17 protein-coding genes are annotated in these 24,306 nt (G+C 71.8%); 9 read left to right on the plus strand and 8 right to left on the minus strand.

Annotated features, from left to right (window positions below; translation table 11 throughout):
* Positions 1–14: 14 nt before the first annotated feature.
* The gene (gene xseA, locus QCZ28_RS03725; RefSeq protein ID WP_347815082.1) at positions 15–1,181 is read right to left on the minus strand and encodes an exodeoxyribonuclease VII large subunit; all 1,167 of its coding nucleotides are present in this window, start codon (positions 1,179–1,181) and stop codon (positions 15–17) included.
* A 224-nt stretch (positions 1,182–1,405) separates the two neighbouring features.
* Here xseA and QCZ28_RS03730 point away from each other — a divergent pair, with 224 nt between their 5' ends.
* Both QCZ28_RS03730 and QCZ28_RS03735 read left to right on the plus strand, forming a co-directional pair.
* Complete coding sequence (locus QCZ28_RS03730) at positions 1,406–2,392, plus strand: 4-hydroxy-3-methylbut-2-enyl diphosphate reductase (RefSeq protein ID WP_124770510.1); 987 nt, start codon at positions 1,406–1,408, stop codon at positions 2,390–2,392.
* Positions 2,393–2,432: 40 nt separating this feature from the next.
* Positions 2,433–2,873 carry a hypothetical protein gene (locus QCZ28_RS03735; protein ID WP_279515201.1) on the plus strand — a complete coding sequence of 147 codons (441 nt, stop codon included), beginning with the start codon at positions 2,433–2,435 and terminating at the stop codon, positions 2,871–2,873.
* Positions 2,874–2,943: 70 nt separating this feature from the next.
* On the opposite strand, the gene QCZ28_RS03740 is transcribed toward QCZ28_RS03735, so the two are convergent.
* Both QCZ28_RS03740 and QCZ28_RS03745 read right to left on the minus strand, forming a co-directional pair.
* Entirely contained in the window at positions 2,944–6,240 is a 3,297-nt protein-coding gene (locus QCZ28_RS03740) for a S8 family serine peptidase (protein WP_279515202.1), read from the minus strand.
* A gap of 149 nt (positions 6,241–6,389) precedes the next feature.
* The gene (locus QCZ28_RS03745) at positions 6,390–7,553 is read right to left on the minus strand and encodes a DNA recombination protein RmuC (protein WP_279515203.1); all 1,164 of its coding nucleotides are present in this window, start codon (positions 7,551–7,553) and stop codon (positions 6,390–6,392) included.
* A 54-nt stretch (positions 7,554–7,607) separates the two neighbouring features.
* Here QCZ28_RS03745 and QCZ28_RS03750 point away from each other — a divergent pair, with 54 nt between their 5' ends.
* A complete protein-coding gene (locus QCZ28_RS03750) occupies positions 7,608–8,405 on the plus strand; it encodes a hypothetical protein (protein ID WP_279515204.1) in 798 nt (265 codons plus the stop codon).
* Between the two features lie 71 nt (positions 8,406–8,476).
* On the opposite strand, the gene ppc is transcribed toward QCZ28_RS03750, so the two are convergent.
* The 3 genes from ppc to QCZ28_RS03765 form a co-directional block, all read right to left on the minus strand.
* Positions 8,477–11,263 carry a phosphoenolpyruvate carboxylase gene (gene ppc / locus QCZ28_RS03755; RefSeq protein WP_279515205.1) on the minus strand — a complete coding sequence of 929 codons (2,787 nt, stop codon included), beginning with the start codon at positions 11,261–11,263 and terminating at the stop codon, positions 8,477–8,479.
* A 388-nt stretch (positions 11,264–11,651) separates the two neighbouring features.
* Entirely contained in the window at positions 11,652–12,563 is a 912-nt protein-coding gene (locus QCZ28_RS03760; protein ID WP_279515206.1) for an AraC family transcriptional regulator, read from the minus strand.
* A gap of 53 nt (positions 12,564–12,616) precedes the next feature.
* Positions 12,617–13,537, minus strand: coding sequence for a cyclase family protein (locus tag QCZ28_RS03765; RefSeq protein WP_279515207.1), 921 nt, complete (start codon positions 13,535–13,537; stop codon positions 12,617–12,619).
* Between the two features lie 326 nt (positions 13,538–13,863).
* Here QCZ28_RS03765 and mfd point away from each other — a divergent pair, with 326 nt between their 5' ends.
* From mfd to QCZ28_RS03785, 4 genes are all read left to right on the plus strand, one after another.
* Entirely contained in the window at positions 13,864–17,493 is a 3,630-nt protein-coding gene (gene mfd / locus QCZ28_RS03770) for a transcription-repair coupling factor (RefSeq protein ID WP_279515208.1), read from the plus strand.
* 63 nt (positions 17,494–17,556) lie between these two features.
* Positions 17,557–18,363 (plus strand): hypothetical protein, encoded by an 807-nt coding sequence (locus QCZ28_RS03775; protein ID WP_279515209.1) that lies wholly within the window; start codon positions 17,557–17,559, stop codon positions 18,361–18,363.
* A gap of 2 nt (positions 18,364–18,365) precedes the next feature.
* Complete coding sequence (locus tag QCZ28_RS03780) at positions 18,366–19,352, plus strand: nucleoside triphosphate pyrophosphohydrolase (protein ID WP_279515210.1); 987 nt, start codon at positions 18,366–18,368, stop codon at positions 19,350–19,352.
* 108 nt (positions 19,353–19,460) lie between these two features.
* Entirely contained in the window at positions 19,461–21,080 is a 1,620-nt protein-coding gene (locus QCZ28_RS03785; protein WP_279515211.1) for a DUF885 domain-containing protein, read from the plus strand.
* A 36-nt stretch (positions 21,081–21,116) separates the two neighbouring features.
* Here QCZ28_RS03785 and QCZ28_RS03790 read toward each other — a convergent pair whose 3' ends face one another.
* Both QCZ28_RS03790 and QCZ28_RS03795 read right to left on the minus strand, forming a co-directional pair.
* A complete protein-coding gene (locus QCZ28_RS03790) occupies positions 21,117–21,299 on the minus strand; it encodes a hypothetical protein (RefSeq protein ID WP_279515212.1) in 183 nt (60 codons plus the stop codon).
* Positions 21,300–21,406: 107 nt separating this feature from the next.
* The gene (locus QCZ28_RS03795; protein ID WP_279515213.1) at positions 21,407–22,099 is read right to left on the minus strand and encodes a hypothetical protein; all 693 of its coding nucleotides are present in this window, start codon (positions 22,097–22,099) and stop codon (positions 21,407–21,409) included.
* Positions 22,100–22,312: 213 nt separating this feature from the next.
* Between QCZ28_RS03795 and eno the strand changes: the two genes are divergently transcribed.
* Both eno and QCZ28_RS03805 read left to right on the plus strand, forming a co-directional pair.
* The gene (eno, locus tag QCZ28_RS03800; protein WP_030328795.1) at positions 22,313–23,596 is read left to right on the plus strand and encodes a phosphopyruvate hydratase; all 1,284 of its coding nucleotides are present in this window, start codon (positions 22,313–22,315) and stop codon (positions 23,594–23,596) included.
* 32 nt (positions 23,597–23,628) lie between these two features.
* Positions 23,629–24,267, plus strand: coding sequence for a septum formation initiator family protein (locus QCZ28_RS03805; RefSeq protein ID WP_279515214.1), 639 nt, complete (start codon positions 23,629–23,631; stop codon positions 24,265–24,267).
* Positions 24,268–24,306 lie beyond the last annotated feature (39 nt).

A 24,306-nucleotide genomic window follows, 5' to 3' on the forward strand; every position in this document is an offset into this window, starting at 1 on the left:
CGGCGCGTCGCCACTCAGCCATCGACTGTGGCGGCCAGCTCGCCGTCGGCCAGTCGTACCCGCAGCGGGTCGCCCTTGCCGACCTCCGCCGCCGCGCGGACCACCTGGCCGTCCGCGCGCTGCACGATCGCGTACCCCCGGTCGAGGGTGGCGGCGGGGGACAGGGCGCGCAGCCGCGCGAGGGTGTGCCGCAGGTCACCCTCGGCCGCGGTGAGCCGGTGCTCCAGGCATCGGCCGGCCCGCTGCCGCAGCGCGGTCAGCTCGGTCGCCCGGTGCTCCACCATCACCTGCGGCCGGGCCAGCACCGGCCGGGACCGCAGCCCGTCGAGCCGGTGCGTCTCCCGGTCGACCAGGTTGCGCACCGCCCGTTCGAGGCGGTGTCGGGCCTGACCGATGAGGCGTACCTCCTCGGTGAGGTCGGGGACGACCCGCTTGGCCGCGTCGGTCGGGGTGGAGGCGCGGACGTCGGCCACGTAGTCGATCAGTGGCGCGTCCGTCTCGTGGCCGATCGCGCTGACCACCGGCGTACGACAGCCGAACACCGCGCGGCAGAGCGCCTCGTCGGAGAAGGGCAGCAGGTCCTCGATGCCGCCGCCACCCCGGGCGATGATGATCACTTCGATGCTCGGGTCGGCGTCCAGCACCTTGAGCGCGTCGACGATCTGCGGGACCGCCGACGGGCCCTGCACGGCCACGTTGACCGTCCGGAACTCGACCGCCGGCCAGCGCCGTCGGGCGTTGGTCAGCACGTCCCGTTCGGCTGCCGAGGCGCGACCGGTGATGAGCCCGATCCGGCCGGGCAGGAAGGGCAGTCGGCGCTTGCGGGCGCGGTCGAAGAGTCCTTCGGCGGCGAGCAGCTTCTTGAGCTTCTCCAGCCGGGCCAGCAGTTCGCCGAGGCCCACCTGGCGGATCTCGTCGGCGCGCAGGCTCAGCGTGCCCCGGGCGGCGTAGAACTCCGGCTTGGCGTGCAGCACCACGCGGGCGCCTTCACGCAGCTCGGGTGCGCCGGCGTCCAGGACGTCCCGGTTGGTGGTGACGGTGAGGCTCAGGTCGGCCGACGGGTCGCGCAGGGTGAGGAAGACGGTGCTGGCTCCGGGGCGACGGCTGATCTGCGCCACCTGCCCGTCCACCCACACCCAGCCCAGCTTGGCGATCCAGGCCCCGACCTTCTGGCTGACCACCCGTACCGGCCAAGGCTCCTCAGCGCTGCTGGCCTGACCGCTCCCCACCCGTGCCCCACCCTCACTCACCCGCCCACCCTACGACCCACCCCATCCGGCTCGTCGATCATGAAGTTATTGCCCTCCGTGCCGGCGTGTCGGGGCAACAACTTCATGATCAACGCCGAGCGGGGGTGGGGTCGCGGCCCGCTGCCGGTGGGAAAGCCGGCACGTACGATGGGGTGGTGACTGAGGCTCAGGCGACTCACCGGACCGGCAAGCGCGTGCTCCTGGCCAAGCCCCGGGGCTACTGCGCGGGTGTCGACCGCGCGGTGCAGACCGTGGAGGAGGCGCTGAAGCTCTACGGTGCCCCCATCTACGTGCGCAAGCAGATCGTGCACAACAAGCACGTGGTGCAGACCCTGGAGGCCCAGGGCGCGATCTTCGTGGAGGAGAACGAGGAGGTGCCCGAGGGCGCCACCGTCATCTTCTCCGCGCACGGCGTGGCGCCGGAGGTGTACGAGCAGGCCAAGGCGCGTTCGCTGAAGGCGATCGACGCGACCTGCCCGCTGGTCACCAAGGTGCACCACGAGGCGCGGCGCTTCGCGGCCGAGGACTACGACATCCTGCTCATCGGCCACGAGGGGCACGAGGAGGTCATCGGCACCGCCGGTGAGGCGCCCGCGCACATCCAACTGGTGGACGGCCCGGACGACGCCGACAAGATCACCGTACGTGATCCGGAGAAGGTGGTCTGGCTCTCCCAGACCACGCTCTCGGTCGACGAGACGCTGGAGACGGTGGCCCGGCTCAAGAAGCGGCTGCCGCTGCTGCAGTCCCCGCCCAGTGACGACATCTGCTACGCCACCTCCAACCGGCAGCACGTGGTCAAGGAGATCGCCGCCGACTGCGACGTGGTGATCGTCGTCGGCTCGACGAACTCCTCCAACTCGGTGCGCCTGGTCGAGGTCGCCCTGGACGCCGGCGCCCGCGCCGGTCACCTGGTCGACTTCGCGCACGAGATCGACGACGCCTGGCTGGAAGGCGCCACCACTGTCGGTCTGACCTCGGGCGCGAGCGTCCCGGACGACCTGGTCCAGGAGGTGCTGGTCCACCTCGCCGCGCGCGGCTTCGCCGACGTGGAGGAGATCACCACCGCCAACGAGCGGCTCACGTTCTCGCTGCCGCAGGAGCTGAAGCGGGACATGAAGGCCGCCGCGGCGCGCGGCTGAACACGGGAACGAACTCGGGTCGGCGTACGTCAGATTCGGCATGAGGACTCTTCGGTTCGCCGTCTCCGCGCTTGCTGTCTGCGTGGCGCTGAGCGCCTGCGGCAACCAGGGTGGTGTGGGCGGCACACCAACCCCCACCCCGACGGGAGCGCAGCCGGTGACCAGCCAGCCCACGCCCACCCCGGACCCGACCGGCTCGCCGGAGACCGTCACCCCCACCGCGCGACCCGGGGTGAAGACTCCGAAACCGGGCGGCCCGAGCACGCCACCGGGCGTCGGGGCCACCACGCTGAGCGGCACCGTGCAGGGCGGCGTGGAGCCCGGCTGCGTCCTGCTCGACGGTTACCTGCTCCTCGGCGGCCCGCGCGACGTGCTGACCCCGGGCGCGCGGGTCGAGGTCACCGGTCGGGTGGAGCCCGGCATGATGACCACCTGCCAGCAGGGCACCCCGTTCGTCGTCACGTCCGCCCAACGCTCCTGAGCACCCACCCCTGACACGCAGGAGCCCGCCCCCGGACGTGGGGACGGGCTCCTGCCGTGTTACCAGCGGATCAGTTCACGGCCCCGATGGACACGTTGCCGCGACCCACGATCGCGCCCTCGGACGTGACGATCGCCAGTTCACCGGAGAGCTGACGCCCGTCGGCCGGCACGGCCACCGCGGTCACCGTGCCGGTGATGGTGGCCGACTCGCCGTGCATCAGCGGCACCGCGACGGCCGGGGCGGTGATCGTCCCCAGCGACGCGGACGCGAACGCGTCGTAGTAGTCGTAGGCGGTACTCGTCCCCGGCCCGTCGACCCCGTACGGCTCCACCACGACGCGGTAGGTGCCGGCGGGCGGGTTGGTCACCGTCACCGCCTCCTCCGAGTCGCCGTCGGCGGCCCGACCAACCTCGGTGGCACCCCGGTAGACGAACAGGTCCAGGTCGGCGCCCGCGTTGGCGGGGTTACCGATCCGGGCGGTGAACGTCGAGGTGCCCGCCGGGATCTCGACGGTCCACTCCTGGTTGGGGCCGCCCTCGGTGATGGTCGGACGCTCGGTGCGGACACCGGTCAGCGCGCCGCTGCGACCGCTGACCGAGACCGGACCGAAGGCGTTGGTCACGTTCCAGCTCACCGTGGTCGGCTCGCCGGCCTCGACGCTGGGCAGCTCGACCAGCGCCGGCTCGACAGTCAGGCCCTGCACCCGCACCTGGAGCTTGAACGGGTTGTTCAGCGCCGGGGACGTGCGCCGCGACTCCACCTCGATCTCCCAGACCCCGGGAAGCGGGTTCTGGTAGTCACGCTCCTGCGGCTTGCAGACGTTGACGTCGGAGAAGTTGGTGTAGCAGACGGTGCTCGTGGTGGCCTCCACCGGCACACCCAGCGGGTTGATCGCGATGAACCGGGTCTGCGAGCCGGTGGCGATCCCGGAGAGGTTCACCTGGAGGGCCTTGGCACCCTCCGGCACCGTCACGAAGTACGACGTGAAGCCGTTCCGGTCGACCGAGCCCTCGTTGGCGTACGAGAAGCTGGGCTTCTTCACGTCGTTCGAGGCCACCACCACCGTGGACACCTCGAAGTCGACCACGTTCGTGGCCGGATCGTCGATCCGCATGATCGCCCCGTGCGCGCCCTCGGTGGCCGGCTTGGCGGTGACGTCGATGGTGACGGCCTTGTTGAGCGGCAACGCGACGGTCTTCGGTGCTTTGAAGGTGCCGTCGTTGCCCTGCAACGTGACGTCGTGCCTGATGGTGCCGGCCGGGCCGCTGGTACGGGTGATCTTGACCGGGTAGGTCTTGGCCTGTCCGACCTTGTGACCGCCGTCGGCGGCGGCGCAACGGTTGTAGACGCCGGTGCCCCGACCGGGGTTCGGCACGAACTTCACACCGTTCCAGATGGTCAGCTGGTCGGACAGCGGGCTGCAGACCGGCGCGTCCGAGACGTACGACCGGGTTTCGACGCCCTGACGCAGCAGCTGCCAGGCGCCCGGCACGTTGACCATGCCGTAGCCCTGTGCGTACGTCGGCACGTCAGCGATCGGCTTGGCGGAGCTGAACAGCGCCCGCCGCAGCGCGGCCGGGCTGACGCCCCGGTCGGTGGCCTTGGCGGCCGACAGCAGCAGTGCGCCAGCGCCGGCGGTCTGCGGGGACGCCATCGACGTGCCGTTCAGCATCGCGTAGCCCGGGGGCAGCGCGTATCCGGCCTCGGGGACCGGGGCGCCGAGCTGCCAGGTCGGTGCGGTGGAGATGGCCGAACCGGGGGCGGCGATGTTCGGCTTGAAGCCGCCGTCCTCGCGCGGGCCACGGGAGGAGAAGTTGAACAGGGCGTTCTTCCTCCTGACGACCGAGCCGTAGTTGGTCAGCCAGGTGTCCTTGCTGATGGAGGCGGCAACGCTGATCACGTTGCTGGCCACCGACGGGTCGCCGACGGTGTTGAGACCCGGGCCGGAGTTGCCGGCCGAGATGACCAACTGCACGCCGTACGTCTCGATCAGTTCGTTGTAGAGGTTCGCCCGCGCGTTGTTGCCGTCGTTCAGGCCCGGCAGGCCACCGATCGACATGTTGACGATGTCGACGCCACGGTTGGCCACCAGGTCGATCATGCCGGTCGTGAGGGCCGCCGCGGTGCAGCCGCCGCCCCAGGAGCAGGCCCGGGCGGAGACCAGCTTGGCGCCAGGTGCCGCGCCGTCGAAGGCCCCGTTGCCGAGCATGTCGTTGGCGGCGGTGATGCCGGCGACGTGGGTGCCGTGGGTGCTCTCGACGATGCCGATGTTGACGTAGTCGTAGGTGCCCGGCAGCCCGATCGGCGTGGTGTTCACGTTCTTGCGGAACTCGACGACGAAGGGCTGCCGCTCGGCGACGGGCGTCGCCGGGTTGTCGGTGCCGAAGTAGCCGATGTCGTACTTCTCCTTGTACGGCCGCATGATCGGGTCGTCGGTGAAGTTGAGGTTCTGGTTGGCGTCCACCCGGATGTTGTTGGTGGCCGGGTCGTAGAGCACACCCCAGGTGTCGGTGGTGTCGCCGTCGCGGTTGACGTCACCCCGGGCGTCGCTGTTGGTGGTCACCGACTCGCTGAACAGGTTGAACCGGTACGTGCCGGCCGGTGCCGTCCAGGTGCCCCCGGCGATGGTGAACGACGGGCCGGCGACCTCGGCCTGCATCCGCCGCCAGGTGCTGTCCTCCAGCGGGTCGGTGGCGGTGACCCAGTCGACGATCTTGCGCTCGCCGGTGGTGGTCTGCTGCAGGGCCGGGTGGGCCAGGTCCACACCGGAGTCCATGATGCCGATCGTGACGCCCCGGCCGTCCCACTCCGGGTGGGCGTCGGTGAACTTGACAGCGCCGGTCTCGTTGGTCGGCATGTACGGGTTGTCCGCCCGGGTGGCCTCGCCCGGCGCCGCGACAGTGGCCTGCCGTGCGCCGGCGGTGCCGGCGGGGGTCTTCTCCGGTGCCGGGTCGGGCAGTTGGATGACCTCGTCCAGGTCGACGGCCGAGACACCGGGCAGCCGCGCCGCCGTGAGGGCCTTGTCGGTCGGGACCTTGGCCAGCACGAAGCCGACAGTGTCCTGCCGCTGGCTGACCGTCCCGCCGAGCTTGGCCAGGCTGTCGGCGACGTCCCCCGCCTCGCCCTTCTCGGTGGAGACGATCAGGGTGACGGTCGGGGCCTTCTTGGCCCTGGCCTCGCTGAGCAGTTTGGCGTCGTGAGCGCCCAGCGTCTCGGCGGCGGTGGCCGGGGAAGCGTCCGGTGTGGTGACGGGGGCGGCGGCCGCGGTGGCGGCACCACCCGCGACGGTCACGGCGCCAGCCGCGAGGACCGACGCGAAGAGCGCGGCGGAGGTACGCCGACGCAGATCTCGGGGTTTGCTCACGTTCTCTTTCCTCCAGAGAACAGGGCCCTCAGGGACAAGGGCGCGTGGGTGAGCAGAATCTTTCGGTGTATCGATGAACACTGTCACTACTGGTCAGTCCCTTGTGACCACTTCGTGACATGCATGCATACGCACTGTCACATGGGTGGTCAGCGGGTCGGGACCTCGTCGTCGGCCGGGTCGACCAGCTCGGGAGCCTGCGGCTGCCGGGGCGTCAACTCGACCTGCGCGGGCGTCGCCAACTCGTCGTCCGAGACGCCCAACTCGGCGAGCTTGCGGGCGCTGACCAGCACCCGGGCCTCCAGCGAGCCGACCGCCCGGTTGTAGGCGGTCACCGCGCCCGCCAACGAGGACCCGAGCTTGCCCACGTGGTCGCCCAGGGTGGACAACCGGCCGTACAGCTCCCGGGCGAGGGTGTGCACCGCCAGCGCGTTGCGGGCCAGTGCCTCCTGCCGCCAGGAGTAGGCGACAGTGCGGAGCAGGGCGACGAGCGTGGCCGGCGTGGCCAGCACCACGTTGCGGGTGAACGCGTGCTCCAGCAGCGTCGGGTCGCGCTGGAGCGCGACGTCGAGGAACGGGTCGGCGGGCACGAACAGCACCACGAACTCGGGCGCGTTGTCGAACGCCGACCAGTAGGACTTGGCCGCCAACGCGTCCACGTGCCCCCGCAGGTGCCGCGCGTGCGCGTCGAGGTGAGTGTCCCGGCCGCGCTCGTCGCGGGCCTCCATGGCGGTCAGGTACGCGTCGAACGGGGCCTTGGCGTCCACCACCACCGAGCGGCCACCGTGCAGTCGGACCACCAGATCCGGTCGGACGACCTGCTGGTCGGTGGCGGCGGTGACCTGCTCGGCGAAGTCGCAGTGCTCCAGCATGCCGGCGGCCTCGACGATCCGGCGCAGCTGGTGCTCGCCCCAGCGACCCCGCACCTGAGGTGCGCGCAGCGCCGCCACCAGCTGTTTCGTCTCGGTGCGCAGCTCACCGGAGACCGCGGTCATGGAGCGGACCTGCTCACGCAGCTCGGCGTACGCGTCGACGCGGTCGTGCTCCAGCTCGGCCACCCGCTGCTCGTAGCGGCGCAGGGTGTCGTGCAGCGGCGCGACCGCCCGGGCCACCGCCTCCTGGGACTGCGCGGTGGCCTCGTAGCTCAACGCCCGCATGGACTGCTCCAGCCGGCCCTCGCCCTCCCGGGTGGCGGCCAGGGTGGCGTCGAGGCGGGCGATGTCGGCCGCCGAGCGGGACCGGGCCGCGAGCCAGCCCACCGCCCCGCCGACACCGAGGCACACGATCACCAGGAGCAGCGTCGAGACGTCCATCACCGGAGCTTGCCAGACGGATACGACGTGACACCCGGGGGTACGTTCGATGACATGGAACTTCTGCTCTGCCTCGCCGTTGTGCTGGTCGGCGCGCTGGGCGCCGCCGCGCTCATCCGCGCCCAGGCCGGTGCCCGCCGGCGCACCGAGCTCGGCGACGCCCGCGCGGAGGCGCAGCGGTGGTACGAGCGCCTCGGCGGCCAGCTGATGAACCTGCACGGCGACGAGCCGGCGGTGCGCCAGGCGCTGGCCGACGCCGGTGAGCGGTACAACGCGGCGGGCTCCCAGCTGGAGCAGGCGTCCACGCCGCACCAGTTCGCGCTGGCCCGGGAGACCGCGCTGGAGGGGTTGGCGTACATCCGGGCGGCGCGTACGGCGCTGGGCATCGACCCGGGCCCCGAGCTGCCGACCCTGGCCGCCGCCCGGGGCGTGGGGCAGCTCACCAAGGAGCGCGAGGTCGACGTGCAGGGGCAGACCTTCCGGGCCGGGCCGCAACCCGGCCGGGAAACGCCCTACTACTACCCCGGTGGGCGTTATCAGGGTCGACCGGTGCCCGCCGGCTGGTATTCGACGCCGTGGTGGAAGACGGCGCTGGGCGCCGGGGCCGGCGTGCTCGGCGGCATCCTGATCGCCGACGCGCTCTTCTCACCCGCCTTCGCCGACCCCGGGTACGGCTACGACGCCGGCTACCAGGAGGGCTTCGGTGACGGTGTCGACCAGGGCGGCGACCAGGACTTCGGTGGCGGCGACCAGGGTGGGGACTTCGGCGGGGACTACGCCGGTGGGGACTTCGGCGGCGGCTTCGGCGGCGGTGACTTCGGCGGTGGTGACTTCGGGGGCGGCGACTTCTGAGCGTCGTTCCGCCGACCTACGAACGACGGGCCCCGGTCGCAGTGACCGGGGCCCGTCGTCGTACCTGCTGATCAGCCGGTGTTGCGCATTCCGGCGGCGATGCCGTTCACGGTGGTGAGCAGCGCGCGTTCCAGGGCGGTGCCGTCGCTCGGTGCGCGTCGACCACCCGGGGCGGTGGCGACGGCCCGCCCGGCGGCGCCCGACTCCCGGTACTGCCGCAGCAGCGCCACCTGCAGGTGGTGCAGCGGCTCCAGATAGGTGTCGCGGACGGCCAGGGTGCGCTGGAGCACCGGCGAGTTCTCCAGCAGGGCCGGTGAGGCGGTGACCGCCAGCACCTCCCGCTTGGTCAGCTCGTACTCCCGCTCGATCTGCTCGAAGATCGGGTGCAGCTTCTTCGGCACCAGCGTCTCGACGTACCGGCGGGCGATGCTCAGGTCGGTCTTGGTCAGCATCATCTCGACGTTCGACAGGAACGTGCGGAAGAAGTGCCAGTTGCGGTGCATCTCGGCCAACACGTCCGCCAGCCCTGCCTCGCGGGCGGCGGCCAGCCCGGAACCGACGCCGAACCAGCCCGGCACGATCTGCCGGGTCTGCGTCCAGCCGAACACCCACGGGATGGCCCGCAGCCCGGACAGCCCCGCGCCGGTGTTCGGGCGCTTCGCCGGCCGGGAGCCGATGTTCAACGCACCGAGCAGTTCGGTGGGGGTGGACGCCCAGAAGTACGCCGGCAGGTCCGGGTCCTCGACCAGCGACCGGTAGGACCGGAACGCCGACTCGGAGACCACGTCCATCGTCGCGTCCCAGCGCTCCAACATCTCGGCCGGCTGCCGGGGCGCGGTGTGCAGCAGGGTCGCCTGGAGCACCGCGGCGAGGGTCAGCTCCAGGTTCTCCCGGGCCAGCGAGGGCAGGGTGTACTTGTCGGAGATCACCTCGCCCTGCTCGGTCACCTTGATCGCGCCGTCCATCGTGCCGTACGGCTGCGCCAGGATCGCCTCGTGCGTCGGCCCGCCACCACGCCCGACCGTGCCACCCCGGCCGTGGAAGAGCCGCAGGTGCACGCCGTGCCGGGCGGCCACGTCGCGCAGCGCGCGCTGCGCCCGGTGGATCGACCACTGGCTGGTGGTGATCCCGGCCTCCTTGTTCGAGTCGGAGTAGCCGAGCATGACCTCCTGCACGTCGCCGCGGGCGGTCACCAGCGCCCGGTACGCGGGCAGTGACAGCAACTCGTCAAGGAGCTCACCGCCGGCGTTCAGCTCGGCCGGGGTCTCCAGCAGTGGCACGAACCCGATCCGGGCCCGCCCGCTGTGCACGTCCACCAGGCCGGCCTCGCGGGCCAGCACCACGGCGGCCAGCACGTCGTCGACGCCCAGGGTCATCGAGATGATGTACGACTCGATCACCTCGGCGCCGAACCGGTCCTGTGCCTCCCGGATGGTGCCGAACACGTCGAACGTCTTGCGGGCCGGCTCGGTGAGCGACGTGTCCAGCGTGGACAGCGGTCGGCGGCCGGTCAGCTCGTCGGCGAGCAGCTTGGTGCGTTCCAGCCGGGTCAGCGCCGGGTAGTCGGAGACCTCGCCGACCGCCTCGTAGAGCTGCGCGAGCACCGCGTGGTGCGCCTCGGCGTGCTCCCGGACATCCATGGTGGCCAGGTGCAGGCCGAACGCGGAGACCGTACGGATGGTGGAGGCCAGCCGGCCGACAGCGGTGAGCTGCCCGGAGTTGCGGGCCAACGAGGCGCGCAGCAGGTCCAGGTCGGCGACCAGCTCGGCGGAGCCCCGGTAGTCCCGACCGGGCACGTGCGCGGTGCCCTGACGCAACCGCAGCCGGGTGTTGGCGAGCTTCGCCTTCACGCAGCGCGCCTTGAGCCGGTACGGCTCCTCCGCGTTGACCCGGCGGAAACGCTGCGCCACCTCGGGCAGCGCGTCCAGGTCGGCGGCGAGGCTGGCGGAGAGGTCCAGGGACACCCCGCGCAGTCGGCGGGACACCGAGACCTCGTTGATCAGGTGGTCCATCGCCTTCTCGGTGGCGGCGATGCCGTGCTCGTGTTGGATGGTCAGCACCTCGCGGGTGACCGCCGGGGTGACGAACGGGTTGCCGTCGCGGTCGCCGCCGATCCAGGTGCCGAAGCTCAACGGCCGGGCCGTCGGTGAGGTCTCCACGCCGAGCGTGCGCAGCGTGTCGGCCAGGTCGTCGAGCACCTGCGGGGCGGCCTCCGCGTACAGGTCGCGCAGGTAGTAGATCGCGTTGCGGGCCTCGTCGGTCGGGTCCGGCCGGTCGAGCCGCAGCTCGTCGGTCTGCCACATCAGGTCGAGCAGCTCGGCCAACCGGCGGTTGGCCGGGCCCTCGTCGCTGGCGCCGTAGAGGATCGCGTTGGCGGTCTCGGTGTCCAACTCGTCGGCGATCGCCCGCAGCTTGGACAGGATCGACCGACGGGCCGCCTCGGTCGGGTGCGCGGTGAAGACCGGTCGTACCGCGAGCCGGCGAGCGGCGTTGGCGATCTCCTCGGCCGGCACGCCCCGCTCGGCGATCATCTTGGCGGCCTGGTCCAGCCAACCGCCCTGCACCGCGCGGCGGCGGCGCAGATCCCGGGCGCGGTGCACCTGCTCGGTGATGTTGGCCAGGTGGAAGTAGGTGGAGAAGGCGCGGGCCAACTTGGTGCCGGTGGTCACGTCGAGCCCGCCGAGGCGCTGCGCGGCCGCCGGGGCGTCGCTGCGGACCTGGGCGCGGATCTCCTCGACGAGGTCGAGCAGCGGGCGACCCTCTTGGCGGGCCAGGGTCTGGCCGAGCAGGGTGCCGAGTCGGCGGATGTCGGCGCGCAGTGCGGCGTCCGGGCCGTCGTGGTCGTGCTGGTCGGTCACGATGCGCTCCCTTGCGTGGATACGAAGGACAGCGCTGTCCGACTTACTGGATGGTATCCGCGCGGACCGGATGTTCGGAGGGCCCCCGGGTGATCCACTGCTTCCGGACGTGTGTTTTGCGGCGTGATCTCAACCACCATGATCGGTCCGCGCGGGCAGACGGGTGGTGTGCGCCGGGACCGGAACATGGGCCGCTACTGAGCAAATTTTCTTCAAGACGCGGCGGCCCGACGGCCCGAGGATGGTTCCTGCCGGACCGGACTCCGTCCTGGCGACGGGGGCACGCGGGCCTGTTCGGGGAGGCCCGACGCCCCCGGTCGCGCGTGCTCGAGGAACGCCGCAGGTCCGCGGAGGGGCCTCCTCGACGGTGTCCGCACCCGCCGACGGGTCAGCCCGACCCGGTCCGGGTCTCGCCAGTGGGGGTGAGCAACCGGCGCAGGCGGGCCGGTGGATGGCCCACCTGCTCCCGGACCGTCCGGGTCAGGTGTGCCTGGTCGGCGAACCCGTACTCGGTGGCCAACGCACCGAGCGGACGACCGTCGGGCTCGGCGAGCGTGTCCAGCACCGCCCGTACCCGCAGCCGGTTCCGGTAACTGGTCAGGCTGCTGCCGGTCATCCGGTGGAAGACCCGGCTGAGGTGGTGCGGCGAGCTGCCCACCTCCCGGGCGACCTCGTCCAGGCTGAGCGTGAAACCGGAGTTGGCCAGCACCTCCCGGGCCCGGTCGGCCAACCGCCGGTGGGCGACCAGCGTCGCCGGTCGACGGCGGACCGCCGGGTCGAGCCCCTCGTCCGCGCCGAGCGGACTGTGCCGCAGCAGGTGGGTCAGGAACCGGTGCAACCGCTCGGCCATCTCGAAGCCGTCCAGCCCGCGCCGGAAATCCGCCACCAGAAGCCGGTGCGCCAGGTCCAGCGCCGCGTCGGAGGATCCGGACCACCCACCCCGGTCCAGCCAACCCTCCGCGTCCGGGCGGGCCGCGAGCACCACCGGGTCGATCTCCAGGCAGGTGAACGAGTCACCGCAGCCGAACGGGTGGGCCACGGCGAGTTCGTCGCCGGGGCGGGTGAGCAGCACCGAGGTGGCGTCGGAGAGCTCGACCCGACCGTTGAGCCGACGCCGGTACGCCCCGGAGCGGCCCAGGATGACCTTGTGCTGGTCCACGACGGTGGACTCCGTCCAGCCGTGGTCCTCCACGATGCACCGCGCCTGGTAGACGAGCAGCCCCTCCGGGTGCCCCAGCACCCGCCACCGGGCGGGTGTGGTGCGGCGACGCGGATCACTGCCGATTCCATCGGCGGGCATCGTTCCCTCCCCAGAGGTGACGGTGGTGGGTCAGGTGTCGCTGGTGTCGGGCCTCAGATGCCAGCGGCGACGACGGCGAAGGCGCGAACGGGGAAGGTGCCCATGCCGGCCACCATCGGCGGGGCCGCCGTGAACCGGAACCCGCTCGGCGGCAACGCGCCCAGGCCGGTCAGGTGCTCCACGATCGGGATGCCGGCGGCGAGCAGCGCGCTGTGCGCGGGGCGTACGCCGGCGGCCGCCGGGCTCATGTCGTCGATGTTGATCGAGTCGATGCCGACCAGCGCCGCCCCAGCCTCGACAAGCGCCTGGGCGGCGTCCCCGGTCAGGTACGGCGCCTCCGGCGCGCCGTACCGCTCGGTGCCGAAGTGCGCATCCCACCCGGTGTGCAGCAACACCGCCCGACCGGCCACCTCGTACGGGGCCAGCATGAGCCGGTCAACCGCGCGGATGCCGGCCGGCACCCGGACCACCACCCCCGGTAGGTCGGCGAGACGGTCCAGCGACACGGCGGTCAGTTCGTCCCGGCCGGCCCAGCGGTGGGCGGGCGTGTCCAGGTACGTGCCGGTGTTGGCGATCATGTCGATTCGGGCCACGTGGAATTCGGTGCCCGGGGCGTACCGCTCCCGGGAGGCGGCGAAGGTCAACCAGTCGGTGATCCGGGGGCCCGGCCAACCCGGCAGGGTGGTCATCCCGTCGCTGATCACGTGGCTCAGCTCGACCAGCCGGCGGGCGGGCGTCGGCTGATCGACGGCCACGCCCCGGCCGCCCTTGTGCGGTTCCTCGATGATCGTCTTGGCGCTGATCCGAACCTCGGCCACCATCAGTAGCCCGAGGTGCCGGACGAACAACGCCGCCAGGTCGTCGTCGCTGATCTCCCGACCGGGAATGTCCAGCCGGAACCCCTCGGTACGCAGCCCGCCGCCGTTGGCGAAGCTCACCTCCGCGTCGAACTGTGCCCGCCACTGCTCACCCATCCCGAAACCCGACCACGCCAGCCGCCACCCGGTCAAGATCCGCTGCGAGGGCTGGTGGCGCCGGGCGGCGCGGTCCCAAGATCTCGCAATATCCAGGATGTAGTGGCATCGGCGCGTCGCTGAGGCCACTACATCCTGGTTCGAGCACGATCTTCAGCGCGGGGCGCGGGGCGCGGGGCGCGGGGCGCGGGGCGCGGGGCGGCGTGGACCTGGGCGGAAGGGGGTGACTGTCGGTCGACGGGGCTAGGCTTGTTGTCGTGCACCCCCCGTCCGACTGGACGAGGGGCCGCCGTCGTGTGTGCGTCGACTCCCCGGGAAGGATTCCCTTGCTCACCGGTCTGTTTTCCGCCGCCCTGGCCGACCCCGGGCTGGCCCGGGCGCGTGACCTGGCGCGCTCCGGTGCCGCCCAGGTAGACGGCCTCGACATCACCGCTCCGGCGGCGCTGCGCCCGTTCGCCGTCGCGGCTGTCGCCGCTGACAACGACGGGGCTGGGCGCCCGGTGCTCGCGGTGACCGCCACCACCCGAGAGGCCGACGACCTGGCCGCCGCGCTCGGCGGGCTGCTGCCGGCCGAACAGGTCGTGGTCTTCCCCTCCTGGGAGACGCTGCCGCACGAGCGGCTCTCGCCACGTTCGGACACCGTGGGTCGACGGCTGGCCGTGCTGCGCCGCCTCGCGCACCCCGAGTCGGCCGACGCGCACGGCCGGACCGGGCCGCTGCGGGTGGTCGTGGCCCCGGTGCGTTCACTGCTCCAGCCCCAGCTCAAAGGGCTCGGTGACCTGGAGCCGGTGCAGCTCGCCGCAGGCGAGGAGGCGGACCTGGAAGAGGTCGCCCGCCGGTTGATCGACATGGCGTACGCCCGGGTCGACCTGGTCACCAAGCGCGGCGAGTTCGCGGTCCGCGGCGGCATCCTGGACGTCTTCCCGCCCACCGACGAGCACCCGTCCCGGGTCGAGTTCTGGGGCGACGAGGTGGAGGAGATCCGCACCTTCGCCGTCGCCGACCAGCGGACCATCGAGCAGGTCCCGCTGCTGTGGGCGCCGCCGTGTCGTGAGCTGCTGCTCACCCCGGCGGTGCGCGACCGGGCCGCCGTCCTCGCCGAGCAGCACCCCGAGTTGGCCGAGATCCTCGACAAGCTGGCCGAGGGCATCCCGGTGGAGGGGATGGAGTCACTGGCCCCGGTGCTGGTCGGTCCCGACTCGCTGGAGCTGCTGCTGGACGCCATGCCGGCCGGCACCCACGTCCTGCTCTGCGACCCGGAGCGGATCCGCACGAGGGCGCACGACCTGGTGCGTACCTCGGAGGAGTTCTTGCAGGCCAGTTGGGCCGCCGCCGCGGTCGGCGGCCAGGCCCCGGTGGACGTCGGCGCCGCCGCCTTCCGCACCCTCGGCGAGGTACGCGCCGCCGCCGGCAAGCTCGGCCAGCCGTGGTGGACGCTGTCCCCGTTCGGTCTGGTGGAGGGCGAGACGGCCGAGACGCGGCAGCCCTGGGAGGACGCGCCGGAGCAGGCCGCCGTCAGCCCGGACGACGCCATCGCGGTGACCCTCTCCGCTCAGCCGGCACCGCTCTACCACGGTGAGACCTCGCGGGTCGTCGAGGACCTCAAGCGTTGGTCCGGCGACGGCTGGTCGATCGCGCTGGTCTTCGAGGGGCACGGCCCCGCCCAGCGGGCGGTGGAGGTGCTGCGCGACGCCGGCCTGGGCGCCCGGTTGGTGCAGGAGGTGCCGACCGCGCCCGTCCCCGGCGAGCTGGTGGTCACCTGCGGCGCGCTGGGCAGCGGGTTCGTCGACGAGGCGTCCCGCTTCGTGCTGCTCACCGGCAATGACGTGACGGGCGGTCGGGGCACCTCGACGCGGGACATGCGCAAGATGCCGAGCCGGCGGCGCAACACCATCGACCCGCTTGAGCTCAAGGCCGGCGACTTCGTGGTGCACGAGCAGCACGGCATCGGCCGCTACGTCGAGCTGGTGCAGCGCACCGTCAACGGCGCCAGCCGGGAATACCTGGTCATCGAGTACGCGGCCAGCAAGCGGGGCCAGCCCGGCGACCGGTTGTTCGTCCCCACCGACCAGCTCGACCAGCTCTCCCGTTACGTGGGCGGTGAGCAGCCGACCCTGCACAAGATGGGCGGCTCGGACTGGCAGAAGTCCAAGGCCCGGGCCCGCAAGGCGGTCCGGGAGATCGCCGCGCAGCTCATCCAGCTCTACGCCGCCCGCAAGGCGTCCAAGGGTCACTCGTTCGGCCCGGACACGCCGTGGCAGCGGGAGCTGGAGGACGCCTTCCCGTGGCAGGAGACGCCGGACCAGCTCGCCGCGATCGAGGAGGTCAAGCGGGACATGGAGCAGACCGTCCCGATGGACCGGCTGATCTGCGGCGACGTCGGCTACGGCAAGACCGAGATCGCGGTCCGGGCGGCGTTCAAGGCGGTGCAGGACGGTAAGCAGGTGGCGGTGCTGGTGCCGACCACCCTGCTGGTGCAGCAGCACTACAACACGTTCGCCGAGCGGATGAGCCAGTTCCCGGTCCAGATCCGGCAGCTGTCGCGGTTCCAGACGGCGAAGGAGACCGAGCGGACGTTGGAGATGGTCGCCGACGGCACCGTCGACATCGTCATCGGCACCCACCGGCTGCTCCAGACCGCCACCCGCTTCAAGCAGCTGGGTCTGGTGATCGTCGACGAGGAGCAGCGCTTCGGTGTGGAGCACAAGGAGCACCTGAAGACGCTGCGCGCGTCGGTCGACGTGCTGAGCATGTCGGCCACCCCGATCCCGCGCACCCTGGAGATGGCGATCACCGGCATCCGGGAGATGTCCACCATCGCCACGCCACCGGAGGAGCGGCACCCGGTGCTCACCTTCGTCGGCGCGCAGGACGACCGGCAGGTGGCCGCGTCCATCCACCGTGAGCTGCTCCGCGACGGGCAGGTCTTCTACCTGCACAACCGGGTCGAGTCGATCGACCGGGCGGCACGGCGGCTGCGGGAGCTGGTGCCCGAGGCGCGGGTAGCGGTGGCGCACGGCCAGATGACCGAGGACGCCCTGGAGAAGGTCATGGTCGGCTTCTGGGAGAAGGAGTTCGACGTCCTGGTCTGCACCACGATCGTCGAGTCGGGCATCGACATCCCGAACGCCAACACCCTGATCGTGGAGCGGGCCGACCTGCTCGGGCTGGCCCAGCTGCACCAGATCCGGGGCCGGGTGGGCCGGGGTCGGGAGCGGGCGTACGCGTACTTCCTCTACCCGCCGGAGAAGCCGCTGACCGAGCACGCCCACGAGCGGTTGGCGACCATCGCCCAGCACACCGAGTTGGGCGCCGGCATGTACGTGGCCATGAAGGACCTGGAGATCCGGGGCGCCGGCAACCTGCTCGGTGGCGAGCAGTCCGGCCACATCGAGGGTGTCGGCTTCGACCTGTACGTGCGGATGGTCGGCGAGGCGGTCTCCGCGTTCAAGGGTGAGCGGCCGGAGGAGGAGACCGACGTCAAGATCGACCTGCCGGTCGACGCGCACCTGCCGCACGACTACGTGAGCGTGGAGCGGCTGCGCCTGGAGATGTACCGCAAGCTCGCCGAGGCGCGCGACGAGGAGCGGTTGGGCGAGGTCATCGCCGAGATGACCGACCGGTACGGCGAGCCGCCGGCCCCGGTGCAGAACCTGGTGGAGGTGGCCCGGTTCCGCCTGTTGGCCCGCCGCTACGGCCTGACCGACGTGTCCATGCAGGGCAAGCACGTCCGCTTCGGGCCGTTGCCGTTGCCGGACTCGAAGCAGATGCGGCTCAAGCGTTACCACCCGGATGCCGTCTACAAGCAGGCCACCGACCAGGTCAGCGTGCCCCGACCGACCACCCGGCGGATCGGCGGCGAGCCGCTGCGGGACCAGGCGCTGCTGCAGTGGTGTGCGCAACTGCTCTCCGATGTGCTCGGTGCTCCCGCACCGCTCGCCGTCGCGGCGGGTTGAGGCGGGTCCGCGGTGTGGTGGGGGCCGTCACAGCCTGGGGGAGGGCATGAGAGAGTGACGGGTATGCGTGCTCGCCGTGTGATCGCCGCCGCCAGCGTCGCGGCCCTGGGTGTCCTCTCCCTCGCTGCCTGCGGCAAGTCCGCACCGAACATCGCCGCCTATGTCGGTGACACCGCCTATTCCGTGGACCGGGTCGACGCGATCTACGACGACGCGCAGACGAAGTACGGCGACGCCGTCCGGCGGGAGGCCGGTCAGGCGGGGGCGACGCCGTCTCCGGAGCAGTTGCGCGCGGCGGTGACCCGTCAGGACGTGGTCAACCTGCTGGTCAGCCTGGACCTCGGCAAGCGGGTGGCCGCGGCGAAGAACATCCAGGTGCCCGACGAGGTCAGCCCGCAGCAGCTTGAGCAGAACCTGCGGGTGCCGGCGAGCACCGAGTACGCCAAGCTCTGGGGTGACTGGATCGACCTGCTCCAGGTGCTCAACCAGCAGCTCCCGCCGGCCGAGCTGAGCGACGATTCGCTGATGGCCGTCTACGACGCCCTGACCAAGACCGGGGCGATCGACGCCGGGATGTCGGTGGCCAACGTCCGTCAGGCTTTCGGCGACGGCGGCTTCGTGCGCAGCGCCACCGCCCTCAGCACCGCGCTCGAGGAAGAGGCGCGCCGGGTCGACGTCACGATCAACCCACGCTACCGGGCGGTGGGCGTGCCGTCGGTGGTGAGCACCGGCCAGTCGCTGGTCTTCTACTCGCTGCCGTACATCAACGAGGCCGGCCCGGTCACTGACATCTCCACCCCGGAGCCGCTGCCGTCGAGCGGCGCGCCGGGCGACGAGGCTCCCGCACCGGAGCAGGGCACGGCCAGCTGAGCATGTCGGCACGGATCGTCCTGCTGGTCACCTCACCCCGGCTGCCGGCCGGCCTGTTGACCTCCGCGGCCTGGGACGTCGTACGCCAGCACCCGGTGTTGACCGGCTCGGACGGTGAGCTGGTCACGGCCGTGCGTCAGGCGGGCGCCGAGGTCACTGTGGTGGACGGCCCGGCCACGCAGCCGTTGCTGGACGCGGTGGCGGCGCACGGCACCGTGGTGTGGTTGGCCGGTCCGACGGGTGACGAGGCGCTGGCCCGGGAGTTGGGTCTGCGGCTGGCCCGGCAACCGGGGTTGGCCGAGATGGAGCTGATGTACGGCTCGTGGGATCCGCCGGGTGCCCGGCTGCTCGACGCGGTGGCCGTGCTGGACCGGCTGGCCTCGCCGGGTGGCGACCCGTGGAAGCGGGCGCAGACGCACCGCAGCCTCGCCGGTTACCTGCTGGAGGAGAGCTACGAGGCGTACGACGCGATCAGCGCCGACGACACCGACGCGCTGCGCGAGGAGCTGGGCGACGTGTTGTTGCAGGTGGTGCTGCACGCGCGGCTCGCCGAGGAGTTGCCCGAGGATGAGCGGTGGTCCATCGACGACGTGGCCGGTGGTCTGGTCGACAAGATGATCCGGCGTAATCCGCACGTCTTCGCCGGTGCCGAGGTGGGCACCCTGGAGGAGATCACCGAGAACTGGGAGCGGATCAAGCGCGCGGAGAAGGCGCGGAGTTCGGTGCTGGACGGCGTGGCCCTGAGTCAGCCCGCGCTGGCCCTGGCGGCGCAGATCCTGGACCGTGCCGCCCGCCGGGGCATCGAGGTTGCGCCGCCGCTGCCCGACGCCCAACCGGACGCCGAAGCGAGGCTGGGAGCCAGCCTGCTGGCCACGGTCGCGGCGGCCCGCGAGGCGGGCCTGGACCCCGAAGCCGCCCTCCGCCGCGCCACCCTGGCCCACGCCCAATCCATCCGGACCGCCGAACCCCCACCACCAGACCCGCGTTGACCACGAAGTTGTTGCCCCGACACGCCGGGGCGAACGGCAACAACTTCATGATCGACGGAACGGGGCGGAACCGGCCGACCACGCTGGGGCGGTCGGTAGGGTGGGCGGGTGGAAGCGTTTGGGGTGCTGGCTGAGCGGGTCGTCGAGGCGTTGCTGGAGTCGCGGCCGGGGGTCGCCACCGCCGCCGGGGACCACCGGTTCGACGACCGGCTGCCGGACCTGTCCGCCGACGGGTTGACCGCCGACCGGGCGATGCTCTCCGACGCGGCCAACGCGCTGTCCGAACTGGACCCGGACTCCCTCGACGTCGACGAACAGGTCGACCACGCGCTGCTCACCTCATTCGTGGACCGGGAGCTGTTCGAGCTGACCGAGATCCGGTCGCACGAGTGGGATCCGCTGCGGCACAACCCCGGCCCGCTGCTGCACCCGCTGCTGGCCCGCCCGTACGCCCCCGCCGAGGTGCGGCTGACCCAACTGGCCGGCCGGCTCGCCGCCGTACCGGACGCCCTCGCCACTGCCCGCGCGACGCTGCGGGACATGCCGCGGATCCACGCGGAGACGGCCGTCGGGCAGTTCACCGGCACGGCCGCGCTGATCCGCGACGAGCTGCCGGCGCTGCTCGCCCAGGCGCCGAGCCAGCTCGACCGGGTCGAGCCGGCGGCCACCGCCGCGATCGCCGCGCTGGACGAGTTCGTCGCCTGGCTCCGGGCCGGCCTGGCCGCCGATGCCGGCCCCGGCCGTGACCCGCGACTGGGCCGACGTCGCTGGGAGGCCCGGCTCTGGCACACCCTCGACACCGAGCTGGGCGCCGCCGAGATCCAACGGCGCGCGTGGGCCAACCTGGACCGGGTCACCGCCGAGATCCGTGAGGCGGCCGTCGAGCTGGTCGGCGGGCCTGCCGACGACCAGTCCGTACGGCGGGCGCTGGACCTGCTCGCCGCCGAGCACCCGGACGACGCGACGATCGTCGAGCTGGCCGCAGTGACACTGGACGAGGCCACCGACTTCGTCCGCGCACACGACCTGGTCACCCTGGTCGACGACCGGTGCGTGATCCAGGAGATGCCGGAGTTCGCCAGGGGCGTCGCGGTGGCGTACTGCGACGCGCCCGGCCCGCTGGAGACCGCCGCCGTGCCGACCTTCTACTGCATCGCGCCCACCCCGTCGGACTGGCCGGCGCACCGGGTCGAGTCGTTCTACCGCGAATACAACGACCACATGATCCGCAACCTGACGGTGCACGAGGCGATGCCGGGGCACTTCCTCCAACTCGCCCACGCACGCCGCTACGTCGGTGGCACCCGGGTCCGCGCGCTCGCCGAGTCCGGCCCGTTCATCGAGGGCTGGGCGGTCTACGCGGAGGAGGTGATGACGGGTCTCGGCTTCGGTGGTCTGCCGGTGCGGTTGCAGCAGCTCAAGATGCAGCTACGGATGACCATCAACGCGTTGCTCGACCAGTTGGTGCACGCCGAGGACCTGCCCGAGGCCGAGGCGATGGCGTTGATGACCGGGCGCGGCTTCCAGGAGGAGGGCGAGGCGGCCGGCAAGTGGCGGCGCGCCCAACTCACCTCGACCCAGCTGTCCACCTACTTCGTCGGCTACAGCGAGGTGGCCGACATCGCCGCCGCCCGCCCGGACGGGGTGTCGGTCCGCGACTGGCACGACGCGATGCTCGCCCACGACTGCCCGCCCCCGCGCCACCTGCGCACCCTGCTCGGTCTCTGAGCAACACCGGCGCCCGCGCCGTCACCGCGTCCCGCCTCAAGATCCGCACAACTTCTCGGATGTTGCTGCTTCCAGCGCCCCGGAGGCAGCAACATCCCCGAACTTGTGCGGATCTTGAAAGCTGTGCACCGCACCGCGCCGCCTGGCGCTCACCGTCGCGTCGATCATCCAGCGCGAGATGGAGTACGCGGCCAGCAGTTCCGCCGGCAGCGCATCCAAGCCGAACCACTGAACCTGGGTCAGCTCCCGGTCACAGGTGGTGCCGATCTCGAAGGACTACGGCGGCGGCCAGCGCGGCGGACAAGGGCCGGGCCCGTCGGGTCGGGTCAGGAGCCGCCGGGGCGGCGGTCGACGACGCCGGCACCGGCGGGTGGCTCGAACGCGCCCTCGTCGACGGTCGCGGAGTAGTCGCTCAACGCCAGCTCCACCGGCTTGCCGTCGACCGGCCCGGTGAAGCTGCCGAGCACGCCCTCGGTGGTCACGCAGGCGGTGAAGTCGCCGGACGAGCTCTCCACCGCCACGCAGGCGGCGTGGTGCCCGGCGACTGTGGTGTCGCTCTGCTTGATGACCGCCTGCGGGTCGAGCGCGGCGGCGGTGAGCAGGCCGACCACCACCGGCGGCGTGACGAGGCCCTGCCGGTTGGCCTCACCGAACAGCGTCACGGTGGGCTTGCTGCCCGGGGTCGGCGGGGCGATCAGCGTGCACTCCGGGCGGGCGCCGGTTGTCGTGCACCGGGTGATGGCGTCCGGGGTGACGGTGAGTTGCCCGCCCGGGTAGGTGTACGTGGATCGCGCCGGGTCCTGTGCCTGCACGATCGCGGCGCGCTGGCCGCCGGGCAACTGGTAGGTGGCCGAGTAGGTCAACTCCAGTGCCCGGTCGAGCCGGGCGGCGAGATCGTTGACGAGTTCCGAGCGGCCCATGGCGACTCCGGCGTCCTCGAATGTCTGACAGCCGGTGACCGTGAGCGACGCGATGACCGACACGGCGAGCATGCGGAGGGTGGTCGAGGCGGCGGGCATGGCGACCAGCCTGGTGGATTTGGTCCGCGCAGCGCAAACCCGTTGCCGGTTGACGCCCGGAAATCCGGGAATGTCCGTCAACGCGGGGTGACCCGGGTGCGCGGGCGACGCCGTGCCCGTTCGCGCCGCCCGATACGCTGCGTTCAACACCTGCCTCAGCCGCACCGTCGCGGCCCACCCACGGACCGGATAACAACAACGAGGAGCGACTTAGTGGCAACCATCGAGGGAATCGTCGCCCGGGAGATTCTCGACTCGCGGGGCAACCCGACGGTCGAGGTCGAGGTCGGTCTGGACGACGGCACGGTAGCCCGCGCCGCCGTGCCCTCCGGCGCCTCCACCGGCGCCTTCGAGGCGATCGAGCTGCGCGACGGTGACGCCGACCGCTACCAGGGCAAGGGCGTGGAGAAGGCGGTCTCCAACGTCGAAGACAAGATCGTCGACCAGATCATCGGGTACGAGGCCAGCGAGCAGCGGCTGATCGACCAGAAGATGCTCGACATCGACGGCACCGACAGCAAGTCGGAGCTGGGCGCGAACGCCATCCTGGGGGTCTCCCTGGCGGTGGCGAAGGCCGCTGCCGGCAGCGCCGAGCTGAGCCTCTTCCGCTACCTGGGCGGCCCGAACGCGCACCTCCTGCCCGTGCCGATGATGAACATCCTCAACGGTGGCGCGCACGCCGACTCGAACGTCGACATCCAGGAGTTCATGATCGCGCCGATCGGCGCGCCCACCTTCCGGGAGGCGCTGCGCTCGGGCGCGGAGGTCTACCACGCGCTGAAGTCGGTGCTGAAGAAGAAGGGCCTCTCCACCGGGCTCGGCGACGAGGGTGGCTTCGCGCCGAATCTGCCGACGAACGCGGCGGCCCTGGACCTGATCGCCGAGGCGGTCGAGAAGGCCGGTTACCGGCTCGGCACCGACATCGTGTTCGCGCTCGACGTGGCGGCCACGGAGTTCTTCGACAACGGCACCTACACCTTCGAGGGCGCCGCGAAGTCCGCCGAGGAGATGAGCACCTACTACACGAAGCTGGCCGACGAGTACCCGATCGTGTCGATCGAGGACCCGCTGGCCGAGGACGACTGGAGCGGTTGGCAGACGCTGACCGCCTCGATCGGTGACCGGGTGCAGATCGTCGGTGACGACCTGTTCGTGACCAACCCGCAGCGCATCGCCCGCGGCATCGCGGAGAAGGCGGCGAACGCGGTCCTCGTCAAGGTCAACCAGATCGGTTCGCTGACCGAGACCCTGGACGCGGTGGACCTGGCCCACCGGGCCGGCTTCAAGTGCATGATGAGCCACCGCTCCGGCGAGACCGAGGACACCACCATCGCCGACCTGGCGGTGGCCACCGGCTGCGGCCAGATCAAGACCGGTGCGCCGGCCCGTTCGGACCGGGTCGCCAAGTACAACCAGCTGCTCCGGATCGAGGAGGAGCTGGCCGACGCGGCGCGCTACGCCGGCGCCGGCGCGTTCCCGCGCTACCGTTCGGCCTGAGACGCACGAAGCCTCGGGGGAGGGGTGTGACGATGCAGCAGCGCCGCACACCGGGTGGTCAGCGTCCCGCCCGCCGGCCGGGTCAGTCCGGTCGGCCGGGCGGTGGTCGCGCCACGCGGGGGTCGGTCCGGGAGGCCGGCGTACGCGCCGAGCCGCGTGCCGCCGGTCGGGCGCCGGGTGCTGCCCGGGGCGCCGAGGGTGTGCGCTCCGCGAATCGTCCGGCCGCCGCTCGGCGTACCGCCGCCGGTGGTGCCGTCAAGCGGCTCGCCGCACCTCACCCCCGTCGCTTCACCGGCCGGGCCACCGTGCTGTTCGCGGTCCTGATCGCGCTCGCCCTGGCCTACACCTACCCGGTCCGCGTCTACCTGGACCAGCAGGCCGACATCGAGCGGATGGAGGCCGCCCAGGCGGCGCAGGAGGCGGAGATCGCCAAGCTCGCCGCCGAGGCGGCCAACTGGAAAGACGACGAGTTCATCAAGACGCAGGCCCGGGAGCGGTTCTTCATGGGCGAGCCGGGCGAGAAGATGATGGTGGTGCTGCACGACCCGGAGGGTGCCGCCCGGGACGCCGGGAAGCCGGCCGGCTCGGCCGCCCCGGCCGGGCCGGTGACCTGGTACGACACGCTCTGGTCGAGCGTGCAGGCGGCGGACAGCCAGCAGCCGGGCAAGTGAGCCACCGACCACCGCACCGCACCGCACCAGGAGAGATGG

Origin of the sequence: Micromonospora sp. DH14 (genome assembly GCF_029809455.1) — a bacterium.
Lineage (GTDB): Bacteria > Actinomycetota > Actinomycetes > Mycobacteriales > Micromonosporaceae > Micromonospora > Micromonospora parva.

What these genes read in the sequence shown, in the direction of transcription:
- QCZ28_RS03780 (WP_279515210.1), top strand. Translation starts at nt 18,366, where the DNA reads ATGTCGGCACGGATCGTCCTGCTGGTCACCTCACCCCGGCTGCCGGCC.
- QCZ28_RS03795 (WP_279515213.1), bottom strand. Translation starts at nt 22,099, where the DNA reads ATGCCCGCCGCCTCGACCACCCTCCGCATGCTCGCCGTGTCGGTCATC.
- QCZ28_RS03765 (WP_279515207.1), bottom strand. Translation starts at nt 13,537, where the DNA reads ATGGGTGAGCAGTGGCGGGCACAGTTCGACGCGGAGGTGAGCTTCGCC.
- QCZ28_RS03750 (WP_279515204.1), top strand. Translation starts at nt 7,608, where the DNA reads ATGGAACTTCTGCTCTGCCTCGCCGTTGTGCTGGTCGGCGCGCTGGGC.
- QCZ28_RS03760 (WP_279515206.1), bottom strand. Translation starts at nt 12,563, where the DNA reads ATGCCCGCCGATGGAATCGGCAGTGATCCGCGTCGCCGCACCACACCC.
- QCZ28_RS03805 (WP_279515214.1), top strand. Translation starts at nt 23,629, where the DNA reads ATGCAGCAGCGCCGCACACCGGGTGGTCAGCGTCCCGCCCGCCGGCCG.
- QCZ28_RS03775 (WP_279515209.1), top strand. Translation starts at nt 17,557, where the DNA reads ATGCGTGCTCGCCGTGTGATCGCCGCCGCCAGCGTCGCGGCCCTGGGT.
- QCZ28_RS03745 (WP_279515203.1), bottom strand. Translation starts at nt 7,553, where the DNA reads ATGGACGTCTCGACGCTGCTCCTGGTGATCGTGTGCCTCGGTGTCGGC.
- QCZ28_RS03735 (WP_279515201.1), top strand. Translation starts at nt 2,433, where the DNA reads ATGAGGACTCTTCGGTTCGCCGTCTCCGCGCTTGCTGTCTGCGTGGCG.